The organism is Nocardiopsis ansamitocini, from assembly GCF_030268225.1.
Lineage (GTDB): Bacteria > Actinomycetota > Actinomycetes > Streptosporangiales > Streptosporangiaceae > Nocardiopsis_D > Nocardiopsis_D ansamitocini.
In genome coordinates this window covers 142,265-160,024 of the sequence record NZ_BSQG01000002.1, presented here as the reverse complement: position 1 = coordinate 160,024, position 17,760 = coordinate 142,265, and the positions used below count along the sequence as shown (strand labels likewise).

Sequence of the window (17,760 nt, the reverse complement as noted above, 5' to 3'; positions counted from 1 at the left end):
GGGACGCGGGGAGACATTCGGGGGGTGTACCTGATCAGCCCTGTCTTCAGCCTGGTGGGAGCCCTGGCCGGGATGCTGGTGGCCTACGTGCAACAGCACACCGGCCTTTTGATGTTCTGCGCCCTGTCGGCGCTGCTCATATCGGGGTTTCTCGTGTTCTTGCTGGTGAGGCTGTATCGCCAACGTCAGCACGGTTCCACCGCCTCGCAAGAGCCGTAGTCCTTGGCCATGGCGGTGATGTCGTCGTCGGAGACGTAGGCCGCGCGGACCCGCACCGGCACGGGTGAGCCCTCCAGCCGCACGAACGCCACCCCGGGCAACTCCGGGTCGATCAAATGGGCGTTGGCTCCGCGATCCCGTGCGCCTTCACCCAGCACCATGTCCACCTGGGTCGCTTCGTCCAGGCGCAGGGCGATCTTGTCGGGGAAGAGGTTGCGCAGGTTCATCACCTCTTTGCGCGGGTCCTGCAACGCGGCCAAGACGGTGAAGCCCACCGAGCGGCCTTGGCTGGTGAGGGTGGCGATGGCGTTCTCCGCACGTCGGCGGACGTCGCGATCAGGGTGGTAGGCCGTCAGGAACGCGACTTCGTCCAGGACCACGACCACGAACGGGTCATCCACCGTCGGGGTATGTGAGCGCTGTTTGCCCGCGTAGCGCTCGGCCCGCTCCTGCATGTCACTCACGGCTTGTTCGAGCAAGGCCACCGCGGTTTCGCCGGTGTCGGCGTAGCGGGCGAAGAGGGTGCGGCCGTAGGAGAGTTCCATGCGTTTGGGGTCGATGGCCCACACCTGCGCGGTTCCATCCGAGAGGGCGGGGAGCATTGCGCGGATGGCCGACCAGATCACCGAGCCCTTGCCCGCGCCCGTCACGCCGACTACCAGGACGTGGGTTCCGTGGAGTTTGAGCAGCCAGGGGGTGCCGTCCTCACGTTGACCCACCGGGAGAGCGTCCAGGTCCGCGACGTCGGGGATCGGTAAGGCGTTGATGGGGTTGGCGAGGGTGTCGCGTCGGGGGAACTCCAACACGATGTCGCGGGCCCCGAGGGTGGTGACGCGGCAGGAGGGTGCGCCGAATCCGTGGGCCAGCTCGGTCACACGTTCCTCGAAATGCGCGGGGGTGGTGCCGGCTACCAACCTCACTCGAACCCGGTCGGACCACTGTGAGCAGGTGACCCGTTGGATGCGGGGCAGGTATTGGCGTTCGGCGTAGGTTTCGGCCAACCCGGCGACGACCAGGACTGGTTGCCAGTGGCGCCGGTAGACCCACACCCACCGCCACGCGGCGATGGCCCGAAGGCCGAGGAGGGTTCGGAACGTTGAGGGCCAGCGCCGCCACCACACCAACAACCCGATATCGATGACCGACCACAGGGCGGCCAAGGCTCCCCAGCCCAGGAAGTAGCCGACCAGCCCCGAGACCGTCACGGTCCCAACGGCGACAGGAAAACGGAACGGGAGGCGGGCGAAGAACGCGATGACGCGCCCGATCCACCGGCCGATGATCAAGATCCCCGGAGTCTCAACAACAGGGGTGGAGAAGCGGAAAGCGTGCGCGGGAACGCGCGTGGTCAACGTGACCTGATGGGTTCCGGGTCGGTTGGACAGCATCAGAACCCCTCCCCGTTGACCTGGGCACGGGCGGCGGTCAGTTGGGCGCGTGCGTTGGCCGCTACGCGCAGCGCGTCGGGGTCGGGTGACTCGTGGGCGATGCGGTCCATCAGGTCGGCCTTGCGTTGGAAGAACGCCAGGTTCTCGGTGGGGGTGAGGTCGGTTCGCATAGCGCGGGTCTGCACCTCGGCCAGGAACGCGGCGATGTCACGGGCGGTCACTGGGCGCGGGTGTTGGGGGGACGTCATAGCCTGTAGGCACCTCTTCTTGTTGTTCGGTTGGGAAGCCGGTTCGACGAGGGGTTGTGAGGGGCGGTCTGGTGTTGGCGCATCAGACCGCCCCACTCGCGTGTACGGGGGCTTACGCGGCGTCCTTCACCGGAGCCGGGGAGCGGCGGTTACCCGAGGTGCCGGGGGTTTTCACCCCACGAGCACGCAGGGAGTAGGCCACCCGGGGACGACGCCCGGAATCATCGACGTAGGGCATGACCGCCATCGCCTCGAACTCCACCGGCCGGAAAGGCAACCCCGGGACCTCATCAGGCAGGGTCGGGCAGTGCTCGGCGGCGACCTTGACCTTCACACTCTTGGCTTTGCCCCGCGCGTTGGGATCGGCGTCGATCACATCCACCGCCCACAACGGCAACCCGTTGTCCTTGTCGGTCTGGGGCTTCTTGGTCTCGAAGTCGGTGATCGCCTCCACCCCGAGGGCAAACGCACCGTTGGGGAAGACCACACCGAACTCCACCGGCAACGCACCCTGAATCGCCATCAGTCAGCACTCCTTCTCGTCTGTTTCCTGGTCGGGATGGCACGCGGCACCCGCGTTGAGCTCCACCACGCAAACATCGACACATGTATAGCATGTATCGAACTGTGGTGTCAGTGGTTACCCCTCAGCGCTGGGTCGGTGAACCCTGTTCCGGTCCTCCTGCCGGAGGTGGGAGTCTTGGGTTCTTCGGACACTTAGAGCATCGGCCATGAGGACGGGACGCGATCACTACATGGCTGGACGTGTTCGGGACGTCTCGATAATGTGAGCGCGTCCTTAGAAGTCCTGCGAACACGGAGTTCATGCCAAACGAGAGGCTGCGCGCCGCCCTACTCGAACGGGGACTGACACCGGCCAGCCTCGCCGAGTCCATCGGCGTGGACACCAAGAGCGTCGAGCGGTGGATCAGTCTCGGCCGCACGCCCTACCGCCGCCACCGCTATTCGGTCGCCGCGCGTCTGGGGGTGGACGAGACGTATCTGTGGCCCGAGGCGTTGACGCGGGAGCAGAGCACGGCCGCGTCCGAGAGCGAGATCGTCGCCCTCTACCCCAACCGGTGGAGTGTGCCCCGGGACGAGTGGAAGCGGCTTTTCTCCTCCGCCGAGCGTGAGATCGGAATCCTCGTCTACAGCGGGTTCTTCCTGGCCGAGGACGCCAGCGTGGCCCGGTTGCTGGCCGAGAAGGCCGGGGCGGGGGTGCGGGTGCGCATCCTGTTGGGCGATCCCGACAGCCCGGCGGTGGCCCAGCGCGGTATCGACGAAGGCATCGACGACGCGATGGCCGCCAAGATCCGCAACGTCATCGTGCTCTACAAGTCGCTCCGCGCGGTGCAGGGCGTGGAGTTCCGCCTTCACGGAACGGTCCTGTACAACTCCATCTACCGGGGCGACGACCAGTTGCTGGTCAACACGCACGTCTACGGCGCACCGGCGGCCAACGCCCCGGTCTTCAACCTGCGCAAGGTGGCCGGCGGGACGATGGTCACCACCTACACCGAGAGCTTCGAGCGGGTGTGGGACGAAGCCGCACCCCTGGACTGAGGAGAGGCCCCTGATGGCACGGCGGATCGACTACTACGACGACCCCCAGGCCCCGGCCGCCAACAGTCTCGTTCCCTCGGTGAACGTGATCGTCGCCAACGACCGCGGCGAGATCTTGATGATCCGCCGCAGCGACAACGACAACTGGGCGGTGCCCGGGGGCGCGATCGACCTGGGCGAGTCCGTGCCCGAGGCCGCGATCCGAGAGACGTTGGAAGAGACCGGGATCGAATGCGCGATCACCGGGATATCGGGGATCTACAGCGACCCCAAGCACGTCATCCTCTACACCAGCGACGGCGAGGCCCGACAGGAGTTCTCCATCGTGCTTCTCGCCCGCCCGGTCTCGGGCGAGCCCACCACCAGCGACGAGTCACGCGAAGTCCGATGGGTCCCCAAAACCGAGTTGGCCGACTGCGGGATGGACCGGTCCATGCGCCTACGCATCAGCCACCACCTCGACGGCGGCCCCGCGCCCTACATCGGCTGACCAATCAACGCGCGTCGGTGAGACGGTCCTCGATCGAGCGCACGGCCTTGATCAGGTCGGGTGAGGACCGGGTGATGGAGCGGTGCACGATGTCGCCCGGCTCATAGCGCACCAGGATTTCGGAAAGGCGCTGTTCAACAGGCAGGTGTGTGCCGTCGGGGCCGGTGGTCATGTCGGAGTAGGTCAGCGCTTCCAGCAACTCCGCGCGCGGTAGGTCGAACTCGCCCGCCAGGTCGCCGCGCATCCCCCGTTCTTCGGCTTCCACGAGTGCGCCGGAGTGGTGGGCCACCAGCGAGCACAGTTGCTCGTCGGCGTTCTCGACACCGTACAGGTAGCGGGCACCGTCCAAGGGGTGAAAACCCGTGTGGGCCAGGGCGGGTGAATACCCGATGTCGTGCAGCCAGGCCGAGGCCGTCACCAGGTCGGCATCGTCACCGAGCACACCGGCCAACGTCTGGGCTTGCTCCGCCACCCCTTGGGTGTGTGCCCATCGTCGGGGAAGCGGCTCTTGGAGGAGCCGCCGAGCAAGGTCGCGCGCCCACTGAACATGTCCCACATGTCCAGGCTAGCGCGAAGGGTTTTCAGGCCCGCGAACGAACCTGCCCTTACCGTGGACCGAGCGGATCAGCCCCGCCCCTTCCAGGTCCGAGAGCGCTTGGCGAGCGGTTCCCCGCGACACTTGGTAGGTCTGGACGATGGCCGCTTCACTGGGTAGAGCGGCACCGGGAGCGAGCACGCCATCAGTGATCTGGGCGCGTAGGTCGGTGGCGATCCTGCGGTATTGGGGCTGTTGCGTCGAGCCGTCCTCTTGGCCGTCGGGGTCGCACACCACCCGCCCGGTTCCGGGAAGGGGCCGGATCAGCTTCTCTGATTCCAAGGAGGCCAGCGCCCGGCGGATCGTGGTGCGCGAGACCCCGAACTCCTGTCCAAGGGCCGCTTCGGAGGGCAGGGGTGAGCCAGGGGCAAGGTCGCCATCGGTGATGCGCGTGCGCAGCGCGTCCGCGATCTGCGCGTAGGTCCCCCACGGGGTCGAGCGTGGGCTCACCTGGTTGTCCCTCCGATGTCACTTGTGCAGCGCTGCACAATGATCTTAGACAGTGTGTCTATTTTCCGTTCCGGCCTTGATCTCGTGTAATCGAGAAGGCCGCGCGGCCGTGGCAGGGGAAGGAGAACGCCATCGACCGCGCGGCGGTCTGCTCAGGCCAACGGCCGAGGGCCAGTGGAGCCGGGCGGCTGTTTGCCGGTGAAGTGGATGCCGTTCTCGGAGAGAAGGAACTGACCCACGCGGGCCGGCGGGTCTTCCAGCTGCGCGACGAACTTCTCGACATCGGTCTCGATCAGGGTCGGCGCGTGTTCGCTGTCCCTGTCGCGTGTGCTCGCGATCCACAGCCGCTCGGTACGGCGAATGAACCACCGATCCCCGTACGTCACCCGGAGCAGCCGCAACGTCGGGTCCTGTTCCTCGCTCATAGGGCCAACTCCAACGGCCGAGCCATATCCAGGAGCACCGCAAGACCCAGCCGTGTCCGATCCGCGCACTCCCGCCAGCGACGCCGCTCACTGTCCAACACGTAGGGGCGGACCAAGGCCGCTTTGGGCAGCACCGGGTAGGCCCGAGGCTCAGGGGTGAAGGGAAGCGGCACGTATGGCCGCGCACGCGCGGCCGAACTCTTCCAGGGGTGTCCGATCTGGGGTCGCCCGATAGGGTTCCGCATGTTCCGCCTGCTCTCGATCAAGGTGGGACCGCGCCCCCGGAGTGCTTACGACACTTGCGGGGGTCTTCTCATCTGCGGAAACCCTCGCCTGATCAGGCGGACATGTGTACCCCGTATCGGACATCTTCAGGGACGTCTAGGGACGTCTTCTGTTATCGTCGGAGCCCCCGCGCCACGGAGGTCACCCACGTGAACGAGGCCCTGCGACAGGCACTTGCCAACACGCACCTGACAGACGCCGAAGTCGCCACCCGTCTCGGAGTGAATCCGAAGACCGTGCGTCGCTGGCTGTTTGGCCAACGGCCCTACCCTCGGCACCAGTTGGCGGTTGCCGAACTCACAGGGGCTTCAAGAGCCGAACTATGGCCAGAAAATAAAAAAACTGATTTAAAACACTCTGATTCAACAGAATCAGAGCATATTTATCCACACCGATGGACTATCCCCCATCAAGTTTGGCTCAATTTTTTTAAATCCGCAAAAGACCAAATTGGGATACTCGCCTACAGCAGCTTTTTCCTGTTTGACGATCCGGAAATTTTGCAAACTTTTATAAGAAAAGCGCAATCTGGAGTGACAGTAAAAATTGCACTCGGAAGTCCTGGAAGTTTTCACGTCAAGAATCGAGGAGACGAAGAAAAAATAGGAAATTCAATGCAAGCAAAAATAAAAAATGCTCTAATTTTATCTCAACATCTACAAAAGGTCGAAGGAATTGAGATTCGAACTCACGACACAATTCTCTATAACTCAATATACCAGTCAGACCAGCGCCTCATGATCAATCCTCACATTTATGGAGCCCCTGCATCCAACGCCCCAGTTATTCCATTCAGCAAGAGCACAGAAAGAGAAATGTACTCCACCTACACAAAGAGCTTTAATTTAGTCTGGGAAAATAGTAAAAAATTTCGATAACTTGTTCACAAGTGTGCCCCATTCTTATCAATTACTATCCCTTTAGAGGCAGTTTTTCTTGCTGGCTTCTGTTCTGTAATCTCCAAAGTAGAAATCTGATAAAAAACACGCAGCGTGCGCACCATTTGAAACAAAATAACGAGAACAGCACCGAGAACTAGCCATCTTGAAATGCTAGTCGATCCAACACCACCCGAATCTGTAGCTTTTGCAAGAATAATTACAAAAGCACTAATCCAAGGAAAAGAAAGTGCTGCAATCCAAAGGCGAATTATCCGCGGCCCTAAGTCTCCATTTTTAAGCTTCATGCTTGTCGGACTACTTGAACTAATAAAAACAGTAAAAGCGACCGCGCCGAAACCAGCAAATATCGTAGAAAGTTGAATTATATCCGTGTAAATTGCTTGTCTTACTGGGAGGTCAAGATTACCTAGGACATCCCACTGACTACGCAGAGGAATCAGGTACCAGCAGATAAACGAGAGAATTGCTGCAACGGGCGGATCCAACCACCACCAGTCGACTAGCCAGCCTCGAACTTTTTCAAATAGTTCAAGTATCTTCGTCTTCACAGCAGCAACCTTACGTCGTGCCAGTGACAACTAGAGTTTAGCCGACTGAGCGCAACGCTAACTTAATATCATCAAAAAGGTCTTCATAAGCAGCATACATAGACTGTGAGACAGAACTTTCTCTTGGCTGATCGGTTTCTTCATTTACGTCAACTTGGATAGAAGTTGCTATCGATTCATTTAAAAAATCAAAAGTTTTCGCCTTAAAAGAATCGACATCTCTGTAGGCGATTTGAGCTCGCTCTGTATAGGTAAAAGCTCCAGATGCGGCAAGCTTTTCGATCTCTGAGTGAATAATCTCTGCCCCTTGAGCATCACCCTTAGGGTCTATTTTGATTACTAGCTGAATTCCAACAGCGCCAAGATTCTTACGCAGCTGCTTTATTTGAGACTCAATCGTTCGAGCCGGTCCGAAAATTTCGGAAACTACATTCGGACCGACTTCTACATCAAAACGGGTCAATACATCTACATTGCGAAGAGCTCGAAGGAAATTTTTATCTACCAACGGGGCAATTTCAATTTCGTTATTTGGACCAAGAATCTTATTCATATACTCCCGAAAAGATGCAGCACTCGGCGCCGACCCACTGTTTCTCATCATCCCAAGAACATTAGAATCAAATATAGAATAGAAAGTCGGCTCTGCAAGATTCTCGTCTGAGCCCAAGATTAGCGGGCGATAATTTCTCCGCCGCTCAATCCTCATCCTTGGATTCCTCGTTATTCGATCCAATGAAATAATTGGAACACCACCAAAAAGCTCTTCAACATTTTCAGGATCGAATGCGGAACCAAGAATTTCCATTTTATTAAATTTTACATAAGCTTTATTTTCCGGCAGATTTTCTACCAAATAACGGAGTTCGTCAAATTTAATCTGAGAAGGAAGTCGCTCTCGCTTAGCGTTAAGAATCTCAAAAAACCGAACTGTCCTTTCTGCCATAAGCAGACCTCGTTTCAATTCACCAGTTATTTTGCCGATTTCGGCTTTATGAGATCAAGGCTCCGGCGCTTCGCGCCGTCGCAGTACGGGGTTGTGGCTCCGTCTGCGGGCTACCGCCCGGTCCGGAGCCACAACCCCCGCTACTGAAGGTGCTGCGGTCCAGTAGCGGGATCACAGCACACCAACGGCACATCCGTCCCGACATCACCAAAAGTGATACGCATTTCTTTTCCAATGGCCACCTATGGCCACTGACGTGCTCGGATCGCGTGTCACTCGGTCGCGCGACGCTGACTGTCTGTGGTGACGGCCCCAGCGCGACCAAGCAACACGCCCCGAGACCGTGGTTGCCGAACGCTGTGGCTGGGGAAGCGGTGGCGCGGGTCCGTCGAAAGGCGCGGCTCACCTTGGGCGAAGCCCCGTGGCGGGCGCCCAGACCGATGCACATTCATTGCACATGGCTACGGGGGACGTCCGGGAACCATGGGAAACGTCCGAGAAGAATCGCCAGTTCAGAGGCCATTTATGCGAGTGGGCACCTGGCCGGCAAAGGGCATCGGGAGATCAGAAGGTTGGGGGTTCGAGTCCCTCCGAGTGCACAGTGATCAAGCAGCAAGAAAAGCCCGTTGACCAGGGGAAACCTGGCCAACGGGCTCTTTGCTTTGTCCGGCTGGCTACGGCTGCTCCGTGCTACGTCCGGGTGATGGCGGGGAATACACGTTGAAGTTCTCGGTTCAGGCAGGGCTTCCCTCACGCCATCGTCGGCAGGGGACCAATCCCTTTGCGTGGGGGAAGCATCCATTCCCCGCACACGCGGAGGCCGGACATCGAACGGGTGCGGGAATCGTGTGAAGGGCACAGGTTCGGCCCCCGCGCGCTCTTCCCGGAGGACATGACATCGCGGCCCTGCCGAAATGAGCACCCCGCACCGCTCCGTAGCCGGAACTCCTGTCCGGCGCGGCGGACTACCCGTCATCATGAGGCGTGTAGAGCATGATCCAGTGGTCCCGCTCAGGGTCGTGGAGCACCTCGATCTCAAAACGGGCCCACCCGTAGGTCGGGTGGTGCATCCGTTTGATCGCGGATCTCGAAGCACTGACCTCCCCCTTCTTCCAATGGTCGCGGAAGCTCTGGCTGGTCGCGGCGAGCTCGGCGAGCAAGGCACGAAGATAGGCGTCGCCGGGGTACCGGCTGAGTGCCATACGGAGTTCAGCGGCAGCGACTCGTAGGAACCACTCCGAGCCGTCGCCTCCGAGCAGGTGCGCAAGCACGTCGGTCGTGAATGCCTGGTAGGCGATATTGCGCTCGAACGGGCCGCTGCCCGTCAAGGTTCCGAGCAACTCCTCCGCGGCCTTGTTGCGAGCGAGGAGGTCGAGCCGCCCGTCATGCACGGTGACCGGCATCGTGTCGTCCAGGCCCCGCAACAGACGCAACAGCCCCGGTCGAATGACAGAGGCGGGAGAGGTCGGTTCCGGAGGGGACTCACCCCCCAACCGGAAGAGGTGATCGCGCTCGGCGTCCGATAGCCCGAACGCCTGTGCCAGCGAGGTGAGGATCTCGCGCGAGGGGCGGGGCGCTCTCCCCTGTTCGAGGCGTGTGTAGTACTCCACTGAGATACCCGCGATATCGGAGACCTCCTGGCGGCGAAGCCCCGGAACCCGCCGACGGGACGTCCGCACACCGCCCTGCGGGCCCGGAGGACTCATCGCGGCCCTGCGCCGCCTCAAGTACTCCCCGAACTCGGTCCGATCGCTGCTCGACATACCCCCGATTGTCCCCGCCTCCCGCGCCCTGTGCCGGCGGGCGAACCTGGCCCTGCCGGTACCACCCTCGACGTGGCCTTCCTCCCCCGCTCGGCCTCCCGGATCATCAAGGGCGCACCCGGTTGATCAGGACCGCCCCGCGGACTCGACGGATCACCCATGGCCGAGGAGACGGCATGACCAGTACAGCGTGGACCTTCCCGATCCCCCAGAACCGCGTCCAGGAGTTCCGGGACCTCTTCACCGCCCTGAACAGGGACCACCTCTCCGGTCTGGACACCAGAGCCCGGGAGGTCGGTTACCACCGGGAACGGATGTGGCTCCAGCCCAATGACGACGGCGGCGCGGAGTTCATCGTCTACCTCGAATTCGACGAAGGCGTCGACCTGGCCGCCTTCTCCGAGGCGTCTCCTCGCCTACGAGTCCGGGTTCACGCGTTGGTGGACGCCCCGCTTCGGGGTTTTCGGGCTCCCCACGTCATTTGGTGAGCCCTTGCTGTCGTGGGACGCCTGAACCGAATCTTCACACGTGGAACGCAACGATCGGAAACCCTCATGAATAACCAGGAACCAACACCCGCCACCCGAACCGGGCTCGACGTCGCCAAGGAGTTCATCCGCGCCGTCGAAGCGAAGGACATCGAAGCCGTGGCCCGAACCATGGCCGACGACGCACGGCAGTTGTTCATGCACACCCGAGGTGCCACGACCTCCGACGGCGTCACGGACATCATCGCGGGTCGCAGGCGGGCCGTCTGCGTCGCAGATGTCAAGGGCAAGAGTGAGGTGCTCGCTTACACGAGTGCCCTGTTCGACAAGTTCACCCCGTTGCTCTGGCGCGGCCACGAATGGCGCGTCTCACCCGATGGCGGCGAACTCTTCTTCCACGGGATCGGCGACATGGTCGTCGCGCGCACGGGCCGGCCCTACCGCAACACCTATGTGACACGGTTCGACATCGAGAACGGCCGGATCGTTCTCATGGCCGAGTACGGGAACGCACTCATGTACGCCGGCCTGGGCGTCCGCCCGAACGGGGCCGAGTTCCGGGCCCTGCTCCGCGCGGTCGGACGCATGCTCTCGCCACGGCTTTCCTCTCGATCGGGCCGATAACCCCTTGCCCCGCCCCGCACGGGCGGCGCCCCTGTCCGTGCGGGCGTGGTCTGTGACCAGAAGCGGCTCGGCTCCCCGAAAACGCCGGGCCGCCCGGGCAGGGGGAAGGCGGGTTTCCATCTTGCGATAGACCGTAGTAGTGCAGTTGTTCGCGAGGAGTGCGGTGTCTCCTGCGGGCACATGGTAGGTGTGGATGTCGGCGACGGTCAGGTTGTGGACCGTGGTGCTCTGAGTCCACGCCTTGACCGCGCTGACCTGGACCCAGGTCCCCGCCGAGGTCTGCAACCACATCCCGGGCGCCAAATCACCCGCGTTCACCCACTCACCCAGTTCCGGGACCCAGAACGGGTATTCGCGTGGTGGTATCGACGGTGATGGTGGCCAGGACCGGCTTGGCCTTCTGCTCCCCGGTCCCGGGATCGGTGGCCGCCACCTCGTCCCCGACCTCGACCTGCTCAATGGGCTTGAACGTGCCATCGGCCATCAGCACCGGAGTACCCGCGACGAAACTGTTTCCCGTGCAACCGGCGAGACGGTCCACGGCACCACGCTCGGACCGATTGACGGTATCGACCACCCCACCAGCCCGGCATCTCAGACACAGGTTGAACGCGCGTTGGAAACGCAACTCCTCACGACTTCTTGGCCATGCTCGCCATCGTCTGCACCCTCATCTGCTGAAAAATCGCACCAAACACGCTGATGGATTTTAAGATGATCTCTAGATATTTGGAGTTGACATCAGTGCTTTCATCCGGACAAAAAAGTGCATTCCTTCTTGTTCTGCGCGCATTGCGACATCCCGAAAAAGGAGTTCTTTTTCAGAATCGTCAACGTCAGACAAGAGGGCGATATCCCTTACTTGCTGTCCATAGTGATCCATCAATCCGTCCCACGAAACAATGCCTTCAGCGTTTGATCTTTCAGCTTCTCCCTCCGCCCAAACCATATCAACCTCCAGGGCACCAATGATGGCATTGAATGCGCCATTCCGCGATTGTTCAAGATAGGAGCGCAATGCGAGAATCGCCGCAAGAATCGACTCAGCCGCTAAAGCTTCCGCGAGGCCAAACTCACCGGCCGTGTTGATCGCCTCAAGGTCTGACTCTGCCGTCCCGATCGCGGTCTCCAGCCTAGGAGCAACTTCAAGGAAAGAGGCGCCTGGCCTGGCGCGTAGAACTCTCCAAGCCCCTACCAGGCCGTCGTGAACCAATCCGTGCCCTTTCATCTCGACATTGCCCTCACTGTATGCTTGGTAGACGGGAAGAGTCCGGTGGCCTGCAGCCAAAGCAAGCACAAAAACTTTTTCCAGAGTCAGCTCATTGCACGCTTTCTCGATTCGACCAATTTCTTCGCTTGTGAGCATTTATGCCATTTCTTATTCTAGAGAAAACTGCAATTACTTTGCGTCAAATGGGTGCCAAAGTGCGGACCTGGGACTCACGAGTACCGCACCCTGACCTGTCAAGAATTTAGAGCAATCTGAACAAAAGGGCCTACTTACTGCAATTCCGCCGGGTCTAATCCCTAGATGTTGGGCCGCAGTTACCAGTTTCACTTCAGTGTGTGCACCGTTGGTCATTGATATGGCCAGCTCTCCGGCATCAAGAGAATTTCCTCTCTGGATCAGAGTAAGGTTACTCCTCGCCCCAACAGCAGAAAGATCAATCCCTCCGCCGACACCATCGGCATGCAATACCCCGGTAGTCCTGTACCGCTGGCCACCCGAAGGAATCAGAGAATGCAGTTCGTCAGCCCTATCAATCAGATGGCCTAGGTCTGCAGCCCCACTACCGCAGTTGTGTGCGAGTACCGGTGTGTCGCCGGCCAGCACATGGTAGGTGTGGATGTCGGCGACGGTCAGGTTGTGGACCGTGGTGCTCTGAGTCCACGCCTTGACCGCGCTGACCTGCACCCAGGTCCCCGCCGAGGTCTGCAACCACATCCCGGGCGCCAAATCACCCGCGTTCACCCACTCACCCAGTTCCGGGACCCAGAACGGATGCTGACCGGTGGCGACGATGCTGCCGTCCTCACCCACCGGCGCGCCGTCCGAGGCACCGTTTACCTCACCGTCAGTGGCGTCGCCTTCTCCCGCGGGCGTTCGCGTGATGGTGTCCACGGTGATGGTGACGAGATCCTTCTCCCCCGTCCCGGTGATGGTGGCCAGGACCGGCTTGGCCTCCTGCTCCCCGGTCCCGGGATCGGTGGCCGCCACCTCGTCCCCGACCTCGACCTGCTCAATGGGCTTGAACGTGCCATCGGCCATCAGCACCGGAGTACCCGCGACGAAACTGTTTCCCGTGCAACCGGCGAGACGGTCCACGGCACCACGCTCGGACCGGTTGACGGTATCGACCACCCCACCAGCCCGGGTCGACGAACCCGCCCCCGCAGCGGCCCGGGGGCCGAGGAGGGTGCCGAGCTTGCTGAGCCCAGGGCCGATCAAGCCACCGGCGCCTCCGCCGAGGGCTCCCAGGAGAAGGTCGGTGGGGCTGGTCGGTCGGCATTGGACGGCGTTGACGGCCCAGGTGAAGCCGGCGCCCACGCCTGCGTTGACGCCGACGGAGAGGGTCAGGGCCCTGCCCCCGGTCAGGCTGAGGCTGCGTGCGGCGAGGTTGCCCACGCCCGGCATGAGCGCGCCGCCCACCGCGCCGATCACCGCTCCGCGTCCGGCCGCTTGGGCGAGGCCGCCCCAGGTCGCGTTGTCGGTGGTGAGGGCGTAGGCGCCGCCTTCGATGACGCCTCCCAACACGGCGCCGATGCCGATGCTGACGCACATCGGGCAGCGTCCGGAGGGATCGGTGAGGGTGGTGGGGAGGTTTTCGGCGTAGGCGTAGGCGTTGGTGTGGGGGGTGGCTGTTGGGCGGGGTTCGGGGTCGGTGCTGGTGAAGCGTCCCAGGTCGGGGCGGTAGTCGCGGTCGCGTAGGTAAAGACCCGCGGCGTCGGTGGTGGATTCGGCGTATTGGCCGGTGTAGGTGAAGGGGTTGGCCGGCGCGCCGTCGCTTGTCCAGGTGTGGTCGGTGAGGCCGAAGCCGCTGTAGGCGTACTGGTGTTGGGGGGTGCCGGTGGCGTTGGTGGTGTCGGCGACGGAGCCGAGCCAGTCCAGGTGGTACTGCTGGTTGCCGCCGGTGGCGTGGCGTTGGGTCTGGATCTGACCGTGGGGGTTGTAGGTGTAGTTGGCGGTGAGTGCGCCGGCGCCGTCGTAGTCGCTGATCAGCTGGGGCAGGGGGTGCAGGATGTCCCAGGTGCTGGTGCGTTGGAGCTGGCCGTCATGGCTGGCGGAGGTGCGGTTGCCGTCGGCGTCGTAGGCGTAGGTGTAGGTGCCTTGGGGGGTGGTGACGTCGGTGAGGCTGCCCGGGGCGTTGTAGTCGAAGGCGGCGGTGCCGTCAGAGGTGAGGTTGCCGTCGGCGTCGTAGGCGTAGGGCGTGGTGGTCGTCCCGCTCACCACGGAGGTGAGCTGGTCGGCGGCGTCGTAGGCGTAGGTCGTGGTGGTGTCGCTTTGGGCGGTGAGGCGGTTGCCGACCTGGTCGTAGGTGTAGGTGGTGGTGTCGGGTCCGGCGGGGCACGCGGTGGCGTCGGGGGTGGTGGCGCATTCCTGGGTGAGGCGGCCGTTGTCGTCGTAGGCGAAGATCTGGCGGCCGGCCTGCCCTGACCGCACGGCGTCGACCTGGAGGGGTTGGCCGTTGGGGTCGCGGGTGAGGGCCCAGGTGGAGAGTGCGGTGCCTGCTTTTCCGGTGGTGATGCCGCTCAGGAGGTTGGCGGGGTCGTAGGTGCGGGTTTCGGTGTGGCCGTTGCCGGTGGGACTGGTGACGGTGGTGAGGTTGCCGGCCGGGTCGTAGGCGTATTCGGTTTTGTGGCTGGCGGCGATGTCCTGGGAGACCATCTGGCCGTCGTCGTTGTAGACGTAGCGGGTCGTCTGGTTGTCGCGGGTACGGATGGAGGCGATGTTGCCGGCGTTGTCGTAGGTGTAGGCCATGCTGCCCTGGCCGGTGGGGAGCATGACGGTGCGCGGGCGGCCTTCGCCGTCGAGGTTGGTGAAGGAGCGGGTTCCGGTGCCGTCGGTGACCTGCACGGGGCGCCCGGCTGCGTCGTAGACGATGGTGACGGTGGGTGTGGTGTCGGAGTAGTCGGCTCGCGTGGTGCGGCCCAGGGCGTCGGCCCGGTAGGTCGTGGTGTGGCCCCGGGCGTTGGTTTCCCGGGTGAGGTTGCCTTCGGGGTCGTAGTCGAGGGTGCGGACGCGGTCGAGGGGGTCGGTGACCGAGGTCAGCCTGCCCGCGTCGTCGTAGCCGTAGTCGGTGGTGTGGCCGTTGGCGTCGGTGCGAGAGGCCAGGGTGCCGGCCGGGTCGTAGGTGTAGCCGGTGGTGCCGCCGTCGGGGGCGGTGAGTGTTTCCACTCGGCCCAGGGCGTCGTAGGCGTAGGCGGTGGTGTTGCCCAGGGCGTCGGTCATCGCGGTGACCAGGCCGCGCCCGTCGTGGGTACTGGTCTGGGTGTGGCCCAGGGGGTCGGTGACCGAGGCGAGCAGTCCGGCCTGGTCGTAGGCGTAGGTCCAGGTGAAGTCCTGGGGGTCGGCGCCTTGGGCGTTGCCGCGCGGGTCGACCACGGAAGCAAGCAGGCCGTCGGTGGTGTAGGCGTAGGTGGTGGCCGCGCCGGTGGGGGTGGTGCTCGTGGTGAGGTTGCCGTCGGCGTCGTAGGCGTAGGTGAAGTTCTTGGCGCGCCGGTCGGTGAAGCGGATGAGCTGTCCGGCGGTGTCGTAGCGGAGGGTCTCGGTGCGGTTGTTGCCGTCGACGACGGTCGTGAGCAGGCCGCCCCGGTCGTAGGTGCTCTTGCGGACGGTGCCCAGGGGGTCGGTGGTCTGGATGACGCGGGAGTCGGCGTCGTAGGCGTAGGCGGTGGTGTTGCCCAGCGGGTCGGTGACGGTGCTCTGCTGCCCGGCCGCGTCGTAGCCGAAGGTCCAGGTGAAGTCCTGGGGGTCGGCGCCTTGGGCGTTGCCGCGCGGGGTGACGGTGGTGAGATGCCGGTCGGCCTCGTCGTAGGTGTGGGAGGTGGTGGCACCGTCGGGGCCGGTCGCTTCGGTGAGGTTGCCGGCGGCGTCGTAGGCGTAGGTCGTGGTGGCGTCGCCCGGCGCGCTCACCTCTTCCAGCCGTCCCGGTGAACTGTAGGTGTAGGTGGTGGTTCGGTCTGCTGCGTCGGTGGAGGCTGTGGGGTTGCCGTAGGCGTCGTAGGTGAAGTGCTCGGTGCCGCCGCCGGGCAGGGTGCGGGAGGTGACCCTGTCGGCGTCGTCGTAGGTGAAGGCCGTGGTGTGGTTCTGCGGGTTCGCGCTGTCGTGGCCGCGGGGGTCGGTGACGCTCAGCAGACGCCCGGCCGTGTCGTAGGTGCGTTCCTCACGCGCGCCCGACGGGCTCACCACCGCCGTCTGGTTGCCGTGGGCGTCGTACTCGAAGCTGCTGGTGTTGCCTTCGGGGGTGGTGACGCTCTCCAACAGGCCGGCGGCGGTGTAGGTGAAAACGGTGCGGTTTCCCAGGCTGTCGACGGTGGCCGCGAGCAGGCCGGCGGCGGTGTACTCGTAGGTGGCGGCTCGCGCGGCGCCGTCGGTGGCCCTGGTGACGTTGCCGTTGGCGTCGTAGGTCCAGGAGGTGGAGGAAGCCGCGGTGACGGTCTGGGTCAGGCGTTTGGCCGTGTTGTAGGTGTAGGTGGTGATGCGGCCCAGCGGGTCCTGCACCGAGGTGCGGTTGAGGTCCGCGTCGTAGGTGTGGCTGGTGGCGTTGCCGAACGGGTCGATCTGGGCGAACAGCACGTTGCGGGAGTAGAGGTCGGTCCAGATGCCACCGGAGGGGGTGGTGGTGTGGGTGGTGTCGAAGCCGTTCGCGGTGGTGTAGGCGAAGCGGGTCACCGCTCCCACGGCGTCGGTCTGTTCGGTGACCCGGCCTTGGGCGTCATAGACCAGGCCCAGCAGGGCGTGCCCGTCGGGGCCGGTGATGTGGTCGAGGCGTCCGTCGGGGTCGTAGCCGTAGGTGGTCGTGGCTCCGTCCAGTGCCCGCACGCTGGTGAGCCGGCCACCGGTGTAGCCGTACCGGGTGGAGCGGCCATCGGGCAGGGTGACCCTGGTCAGGTGCGCGCCGGTGTAGTCGAACTGGTACTCCCGTCCCGCGGAGTCGGTGAGGGTGGTGGGCTTGTCGCCGGTGTAGGAGAGGGCGAGCTGTTGTTGGCCGCGGCTGGTGACCGAGGCCAGGCGCCCCTGCGTGTCGTAGCGCAGGGTGCGCCGGTCCGGGGTGTCCAGCTGCCAGCCCGTGTCCGTGCCGCGCAGGACCGAGCGCGCCCCGGTCGGGGCCGTGTAAGAGGTTCCGCTGCCACGGGTGAAGGTCAGGCGGGCACCGGACTCCTCTCGCAGCACGACCCGCCCGTCGGCCCCGGTCTCCAGGGACGTCTCCCACGGCAGGGTCCACCCCGGCCCCAACGCCCCGCTGGACGAGTTCCTGGAACTGTAGGAACGGTCGAGCGCGAACGGGGCCTGGGCCGAAGCCACCTGGGCATCGGGGAAGACGTCCGCGTAACCACCGGTCGCGGTGTTGACCCCGGTGCCCCGAGCGTTGGCCGGCTGGGTCAGACCCCCCGTCCCGGTGCATTCGGAGGCACACAACGAAGCTCCGTCCAACTCCGAGACCATATAGAAAATGACAGCGATGGGGGCTGCTGGCTCTGGTCGTACCTGTCCTGAACCGTCGTCGACCATCTGCAAGATTGGCGCTACGGAAAATTCATCTCGCCCAAGGCAATCCACGGTCTCTGGAATTGACAATGAAGCGGTGACCAGCGGGGCTCCATC

At 63.2% G+C, this 17,760-nt stretch carries 18 protein-coding genes and 1 pseudogene; 6 read left to right on the top strand and 13 right to left on the bottom strand.

Going from position 1 to position 17,760, the window contains the following annotated elements:
• The first annotated feature begins 24 nt into the window (after positions 1-24).
• A complete protein-coding gene (locus QSJ59_RS07250; RefSeq protein WP_285758119.1) occupies positions 25-219 on the top strand; it encodes a hypothetical protein in 195 nt (64 codons plus the stop codon).
• Here the strand turns inward: QSJ59_RS07250 and QSJ59_RS07245 are convergent.
• The 3 genes from QSJ59_RS07245 to QSJ59_RS07235 form a co-directional block, all read right to left on the bottom strand.
• Positions 186-1,607, bottom strand: a complete 1,422-nt coding sequence (locus QSJ59_RS07245; RefSeq protein WP_285758118.1) for an FtsK/SpoIIIE domain-containing protein — start codon at positions 1,605-1,607, stop codon at positions 186-188. The genes QSJ59_RS07250 and QSJ59_RS07245 overlap by 34 nt on opposite strands.
• Positions 1,607-1,828, bottom strand: coding sequence for a hypothetical protein (locus QSJ59_RS07240; protein ID WP_285758117.1), 222 nt, complete (start codon positions 1,826-1,828; stop codon positions 1,607-1,609). The genes QSJ59_RS07245 and QSJ59_RS07240 overlap by 1 nt, the downstream gene beginning before the upstream one ends.
• Positions 1,829-1,967: 139 nt before the next feature.
• Positions 1,968-2,378, bottom strand: coding sequence for a plasmid replication, integration and excision activator (locus tag QSJ59_RS07235; protein ID WP_285758116.1), 411 nt, complete (start codon positions 2,376-2,378; stop codon positions 1,968-1,970).
• Between the two features lie 302 nt (positions 2,379-2,680).
• Here QSJ59_RS07235 and QSJ59_RS07230 point away from each other — a divergent pair, with 302 nt between their 5' ends.
• Together QSJ59_RS07230 and QSJ59_RS07225 are read left to right on the top strand one after the other, a co-directional pair.
• A complete protein-coding gene (locus tag QSJ59_RS07230; protein WP_285758115.1) occupies positions 2,681-3,418 on the top strand; it encodes a DUF5919 domain-containing protein in 738 nt (245 codons plus the stop codon).
• A gap of 13 nt (positions 3,419-3,431) precedes the next feature.
• Positions 3,432-3,908, top strand: a complete 477-nt coding sequence (locus tag QSJ59_RS07225) for an NUDIX domain-containing protein (protein WP_285758114.1) — start codon at positions 3,432-3,434, stop codon at positions 3,906-3,908.
• A 4-nt stretch (positions 3,909-3,912) separates the two neighbouring features.
• Here QSJ59_RS07225 and QSJ59_RS07220 read toward each other — a convergent pair whose 3' ends face one another.
• The 3 genes from QSJ59_RS07220 to QSJ59_RS07210 form a co-directional block, all read right to left on the bottom strand.
• Positions 3,913-4,464: an HD domain-containing protein gene (locus tag QSJ59_RS07220; RefSeq protein ID WP_285758113.1), complete on the bottom strand. Its 552-nt coding sequence runs from the start codon at positions 4,462-4,464 to the stop codon at positions 3,913-3,915.
• 9 nt (positions 4,465-4,473) lie between these two features.
• A complete protein-coding gene (locus tag QSJ59_RS07215; RefSeq protein WP_285758111.1) occupies positions 4,474-4,953 on the bottom strand; it encodes a GntR family transcriptional regulator in 480 nt (159 codons plus the stop codon).
• A gap of 152 nt (positions 4,954-5,105) precedes the next feature.
• Positions 5,106-5,378 carry a hypothetical protein gene (locus QSJ59_RS07210; protein ID WP_285758110.1) on the bottom strand — a complete coding sequence of 91 codons (273 nt, stop codon included), beginning with the start codon at positions 5,376-5,378 and terminating at the stop codon, positions 5,106-5,108.
• A gap of 434 nt (positions 5,379-5,812) precedes the next feature.
• On the opposite strand from QSJ59_RS07210, the gene QSJ59_RS07205 reads away from it, so the two are divergent.
• On the top strand, positions 5,813-6,541 hold the full coding sequence (locus QSJ59_RS07205) for an XRE family transcriptional regulator (RefSeq protein WP_285758108.1): 729 nt from the start codon (positions 5,813-5,815) through the stop codon (positions 6,539-6,541).
• A 5-nt stretch (positions 6,542-6,546) separates the two neighbouring features.
• Here QSJ59_RS07205 and QSJ59_RS07200 read toward each other — a convergent pair whose 3' ends face one another.
• From QSJ59_RS07200 to QSJ59_RS07190, 3 genes are all read right to left on the bottom strand, one after another.
• Positions 6,547-7,113: a hypothetical protein gene (locus tag QSJ59_RS07200; protein ID WP_285758107.1), complete on the bottom strand. Its 567-nt coding sequence runs from the start codon at positions 7,111-7,113 to the stop codon at positions 6,547-6,549.
• Between the two features lie 37 nt (positions 7,114-7,150).
• Positions 7,151-8,059 (bottom strand): hypothetical protein, encoded by a 909-nt coding sequence (locus QSJ59_RS07195; RefSeq protein ID WP_285758105.1) that lies wholly within the window; start codon positions 8,057-8,059, stop codon positions 7,151-7,153.
• A gap of 965 nt (positions 8,060-9,024) precedes the next feature.
• A complete protein-coding gene (locus tag QSJ59_RS07190) occupies positions 9,025-9,822 on the bottom strand; it encodes a helix-turn-helix transcriptional regulator (protein WP_285758103.1) in 798 nt (265 codons plus the stop codon).
• Positions 9,823-9,998: 176 nt separating this feature from the next.
• Between QSJ59_RS07190 and QSJ59_RS07185 the strand changes: the two genes are divergently transcribed.
• On the top strand, positions 9,999-10,310 hold the full coding sequence (locus tag QSJ59_RS07185) for a hypothetical protein (protein WP_285758100.1): 312 nt from the start codon (positions 9,999-10,001) through the stop codon (positions 10,308-10,310).
• A 66-nt stretch (positions 10,311-10,376) separates the two neighbouring features.
• Positions 10,377-10,934 (top strand): nuclear transport factor 2 family protein, encoded by a 558-nt coding sequence (locus QSJ59_RS07180; RefSeq protein WP_285758098.1) that lies wholly within the window; start codon positions 10,377-10,379, stop codon positions 10,932-10,934.
• A gap of 234 nt (positions 10,935-11,168) precedes the next feature.
• Here the strand turns inward: QSJ59_RS07180 and QSJ59_RS07175 are convergent.
• From QSJ59_RS07175 to QSJ59_RS07160, 4 genes and pseudogenes are all read right to left on the bottom strand, one after another.
• Positions 11,169-11,252 (bottom strand): annotated as a pseudogene (locus QSJ59_RS07175) (hypothetical protein); the annotation flags it as partial.
• A 4-nt stretch (positions 11,253-11,256) separates the two neighbouring features.
• Positions 11,257-11,418 (bottom strand): hypothetical protein, encoded by a 162-nt coding sequence (locus QSJ59_RS07170; protein WP_285758096.1) that lies wholly within the window; start codon positions 11,416-11,418, stop codon positions 11,257-11,259.
• A gap of 237 nt (positions 11,419-11,655) precedes the next feature.
• Positions 11,656-12,300, bottom strand: coding sequence for a hypothetical protein (locus tag QSJ59_RS07165; protein ID WP_285758094.1), 645 nt, complete (start codon positions 12,298-12,300; stop codon positions 11,656-11,658).
• Positions 12,301-12,333: 33 nt separating this feature from the next.
• Positions 12,334-17,601 (bottom strand): DUF6531 domain-containing protein, encoded by a 5,268-nt coding sequence (locus QSJ59_RS07160; RefSeq protein ID WP_285758093.1) that lies wholly within the window; start codon positions 17,599-17,601, stop codon positions 12,334-12,336.
• Positions 17,602-17,760 lie beyond the last annotated feature (159 nt).